A 3868-nucleotide genomic window follows, 5' to 3' on the forward strand; every position below is an offset into this window, starting at 1 on the left:
GTGTTCCTTCCATCGCTTGGGCCGCCGGGCTTGCCGGGCATCGCAAAAATCTCTACGGAACTGTGTTCAATATAAATTTTAAGCGCCCTGTTAGGGCGCTTGAGAATAGCGTTGGAACCTCTTGTCAATAAGGGATGCTCCTTGATTCATTTAATTTCGACTGTGGCCCCTGCTTCCACCAGCTTAGCCTTGACTGCCTCGGCTTCTTCCTTGCCCACTTTTTCCTTAACAGGTTTGGGAGCGCCGTCCACCAGGTCTTTGGACTCTTTCAAGCCCAAGCCGGTCAGTTCGCGGACGACTTTGACCACATTAATCTTCTTCTCGCCGGCGGCAACCAGAATAACGTCAAATTCGGTTTGCTCTTCTTCCACAGGAGCCGCAGCAGCGGCGCCCGCGGCAGGAGCAGCAGCAACAGCAACGGGAGCGGCGGCGGACACCCCGAACTCCTCTTCGAATTTTTTGACAAGCTCGGCAAGTTCCAGCACGGTTAAACCTTTTACCGCTTCAATGATCTCATTAATTTTTGACATCCGTATTTTTCCTCCTTAAAATTTTTCAATGGGTTGTTGCCTTATTCAAGCCCCTTCCCTGGCCTTCCTGAGAGCCTCCAGGGCATAGCCGAATTTGCGGAGCGGGCCTTGAAGCACATTTGCCATCCCGGCAAGCGGGCTCTGGAACGCTCCCAGTACCTGAGCCAGCAAAACCTCGCGGGAAGGAAGTTCAGCCAGTGCTTTTATGCCGTCTTCGGTAATGATTTTTTTCTCCAGTATCCCGCCCTTAACCGCCAGTTTGTCGTTAGTTCTCGTGAATTCCAGCAGCACTTTTGGCGCCGCCACGGCATCATCCAGGCTGAAAGCCCAAACCGTGGGACCTTGCAGCAGCGGGTCAAGACCGGTAATTCCCGTCTCGTCAGCCGCTCTTTTTACCAGCGTGTTTTTTAAAACTTTAAAATCCACACCGGCATCCCTCAGCCTGGCCCTCAGGTCTGTTGCCTGCGCCACAGTAAGCCCCCGGTTTTCGAGAATAACCACTGACTGGGCACGGTCAAACCTTTCTTTAATCTGTTCCACTATTTGCTTTTTTTCTTCGAGGCTGCCCAACCAGTAACGCCTCCTTTCGCTAATAGAATAAAGAACCCCCGCAGAGACGGAGGCTATATTACCTTTCGGAAACCCGTTGGGGAACCAAAAGATGATGGATCAACCTCGGCAGGCCTCGCAGCGTGAGTTTAAGCACCGGGCACCTGCTGTCTGCGGTCTTTTGTCATTAAGTTTTTTAACATAAAATGCCCAAAAAGCGTTCAGAGCAGTTTAAGCGGGTTGAGCTTTATACCAGGTCCCATGGTGGAAGAAATAGTGACGCTTTTGATGTACTGCCCTTTGGCCCCCGGCGGCTTGGCTTTGTTTATTGCCTCCACGATAGTCTGGAAATTTTCCATCAGCTTTTCAAGGTCAAAGGACGCTTTTCCGATAGGAGCGTGGACAATACCAGTCTTGTCTACCCGGTATTCAACTTTTCCGGCCTTGATTTCTTTGACGGCCTTTTCAATGTCGAAAGTCACTGTCCCCACTTTGGGATTGGGCATCAATCCCTTGGGTCCCAAAAGCTTACCCAGCTTTCCCACCATTGCCATCATGTCTGGGGTGGCTACGGCAACTTCAAAACCGAACCACCCTTCCTGGATTTGGGCCACCAGATCTTCCGCGCCGACAAAATCCGCTCCGGCTGCCTCCGCTTCCTTAGCCTTTTCTCCCTTGGCAAACACCAGCACTTTACGGGTTCTCCCCGTCCCGTGCGGTAAAACGACCGCTCCGCGGACCTGCTGGTCGGCATGGCGCGGGTCCACTCCCAGCTTGAAGGCAATTTCCACAGTCTCATCGAATTTGGCTTTGGCCAGTTTTTTAACCAGCTCCAGGGCTTGCCTGGGTTCATACAAATGGTTCCTGTCAACCTGTTTCAGCGAGTCTGCATATCTTTTACCTGGTGCCATTTTACATCCTCCTTTGTGGTTATGGCGGAATCTCTCCTTATGGAGACTCCTCCCACTATCAAACGACAAGGCGTTTGAAGTTATCCCTTAACAATTTCAATACCCATGCTCCGGGCCGTGCCTTCAACCATGCGCATAGCCGCCTCTAAAGATGCGGCATTGAGGTCGGGCATCTTCAACTCGGCAATTTCCCTTACCTTGGACAGCGGCACCTTGGCTACTTTTTTCCGGTTAGGTTCGCCGGACGCGGTTTCGATGCCTGCCGCTTTCTTTAAAAGAACCGACGCTGGCGGAGTTTTACAAACAAAGGTAAATGAACGGTCCGCATAAACCGTTATCTCAACAGGAATTATCAACCCTGCCTGCTTGGCTGTTCTTTCATTGAATTCCTTGCAAAACTGCATAATATTGACACCATGCTGGCCTAGAGCAGGCCCGACAGGCGGCGCCGGAGTCGCTTTGCCAGCAGTACACTGCAGTTTTATAAAGCCGATAACTTTCTTGGCCATTTATTCAGTATACCTCCCTTGGTTGATATGTGCTCACACTGTCTTCTGGGCCTGGCTAAAATCTAGTTCCACCGGGGTTTCACGCCCGAACATACCCACCAGGACCTTTATTTTTCCTTTATCCGGGTATATTTCTTCGACCGTGCCAATAAAATTCTGGAACGGCCCCGAGATAACCCTGACGCTTTCGCCTACACTAAAAGTCACCTTGGGTTTAGCCTCTTCCAGCCCCATATGCTTGAGTATGTGCCTGATTTCTGTTTCCTGGAGGGGGATAGGTTTTGACCCCGTGCCAACAAAACCTGTTACGCCGGGCGTGTTCCTCACAACATACCAGGACTCGTCGGTAATAATCATTTCGACCAGGACATAACCAGGAAAAATCTTGCGTTTGGCAATTTTTCTCTTGCCGTTTTTGATCTCTATTTCATCTTCCATCGGGACAAGTATGCGGAAAATCTTGTCGCCGACATTCATGGATTCAATGCGTTTTTCCAGGTTAGTTTTTACTTTATTCTCATATCCTGAATATGTGTGAATGACGTACCAGTTTTTTTCCATAAAACAAGGGACCCTATCGGGGCAATAGGACCCTCCCTCCTTATTTTATTCAATGATAATATTCATCAGATAGCTGACACCCGAATCAAAAATCCAGATCACGGCCCCGACAAGCGCAACAGAAACAAGGACAATGGTAGTATAGGAAACCACTTCTTTTTTGTTAGGCCAGTGCACCTTTTTAAGTTCGGTGACGACTCCCCGGTATTGTTTTTTTATTCGATCGATGAGGCCTATTTTTTCGCTCTTGGCCACGCTCATTTTTCACACACCCTTAACAGTATATATCATAACCTTGCCAGCGAGAAACCAAAACAAATCCGGATCGGTTTTATTTTGTTTCTTTGTGTAACGTATGCGTCCGGCAGAATTTGCAGTATTTTTTCATCTCCAGGCGGTCGGGATTAGTTTTCTTGTTCTTGGTCGTGTTATAGTTGCGCTGCTTGCATTCTGTACAGGCCAGGGTTATGGTCACTCTCATCGTCGCCACCTCCAATATTGCCACCGGGCGGGTATTATATCCATGACAGTACTTAATATTATCATATGCCTTTTTGCGTGTCAACACAAACAGAGCACTCTTTGTGTTTGTTCTGTGATAATGTCACCCTCGTACCCATACCAGTATTGCAGGAACGGCCTTCCACCGCCAAGCGTGCGCCCATGCCGGGCGCACCACGTAAAATAATCCGGCTTTTGGTATTACCAAAAGCCGGATTATTGTTAAGAACACAAGTCTTACTCGATGATCGCGGTCACGACGCCGGCTCCGACGGTGCGGCCGCCTTCACGAATGGCAAAGCGCAGC

General features: G+C 49.5%; 8 protein-coding genes and 1 other annotated feature. All 8 genes read right to left on the reverse strand.

All coding sequences use genetic code 11. From position 1 onward, the window contains the following. Positions 1-146 precede the first annotated feature (146 nt). A complete protein-coding gene (gene rplL / locus NUV48_15380) occupies positions 147-530 on the reverse strand; it encodes a 50S ribosomal protein L7/L12 (GenBank protein ID MCR4443513.1) in 384 nt (127 codons plus the stop codon). A gap of 45 nt (positions 531-575) precedes the next feature. Further along, the gene (gene rplJ / locus NUV48_15385; protein MCR4443514.1) at positions 576-1100 is read right to left on the reverse strand and encodes a 50S ribosomal protein L10; all 525 of its coding nucleotides are present in this window, start codon (positions 1098-1100) and stop codon (positions 576-578) included. A 20-nt stretch (positions 1101-1120) separates the two neighbouring features. Continuing rightward, positions 1121-1274, reverse strand: a sequence feature (ribosomal protein L10 leader region). Positions 1275-1300: 26 nt separating this feature from the next. Further along, positions 1301-1990, reverse strand: a complete 690-nt coding sequence (gene rplA / locus NUV48_15390; protein ID MCR4443515.1) for a 50S ribosomal protein L1 — start codon at positions 1988-1990, stop codon at positions 1301-1303. Between the two features lie 80 nt (positions 1991-2070). Continuing rightward, positions 2071-2499, reverse strand: a complete 429-nt coding sequence (rplK, locus tag NUV48_15395; GenBank protein MCR4443516.1) for a 50S ribosomal protein L11 — start codon at positions 2497-2499, stop codon at positions 2071-2073. A gap of 33 nt (positions 2500-2532) precedes the next feature. Continuing rightward, entirely contained in the window at positions 2533-3060 is a 528-nt protein-coding gene (nusG, locus tag NUV48_15400; GenBank protein ID MCR4443517.1) for a transcription termination/antitermination protein NusG, read from the reverse strand. A 45-nt stretch (positions 3061-3105) separates the two neighbouring features. Beyond that, a complete protein-coding gene (gene secE / locus NUV48_15405) occupies positions 3106-3321 on the reverse strand; it encodes a preprotein translocase subunit SecE (protein MCR4443518.1) in 216 nt (71 codons plus the stop codon). Between the two features lie 70 nt (positions 3322-3391). Beyond that, positions 3392-3541, reverse strand: a complete 150-nt coding sequence (rpmG, locus tag NUV48_15410; GenBank protein ID MCR4443519.1) for a 50S ribosomal protein L33 — start codon at positions 3539-3541, stop codon at positions 3392-3394. 257 nt (positions 3542-3798) lie between these two features. Continuing rightward, on the reverse strand, positions 3799-3868 hold a 70-nt coding region (locus tag NUV48_15415), incomplete at its 5' end, for an elongation factor Tu (GenBank protein ID MCR4443520.1).

Source organism: Peptococcaceae bacterium, from assembly GCA_024655825.1.
Classification (GTDB): Bacteria; Bacillota; Peptococcia; order DRI-13; family PHAD01; genus JANLFJ01.

Coding starts and splice junctions, on each gene's coding strand:
- rplL (MCR4443513.1), bottom strand. CDS start 530: ATGTCAAAAATTAATGAGATCATTGAAGCGGTAAAAGGTTTAACCGTG.
- rplA (MCR4443515.1), bottom strand. CDS start 1,990: ATGGCACCAGGTAAAAGATATGCAGACTCGCTGAAACAGGTTGACAGG.
- rplK (MCR4443516.1), bottom strand. CDS start 2,499: ATGGCCAAGAAAGTTATCGGCTTTATAAAACTGCAGTGTACTGCTGGC.
- nusG (MCR4443517.1), bottom strand. CDS start 3,060: ATGGAAAAAAACTGGTACGTCATTCACACATATTCAGGATATGAGAAT.
- secE (MCR4443518.1), bottom strand. CDS start 3,321: ATGAGCGTGGCCAAGAGCGAAAAAATAGGCCTCATCGATCGAATAAAA.
- rpmG (MCR4443519.1), bottom strand. CDS start 3,541: ATGAGAGTGACCATAACCCTGGCCTGTACAGAATGCAAGCAGCGCAAC.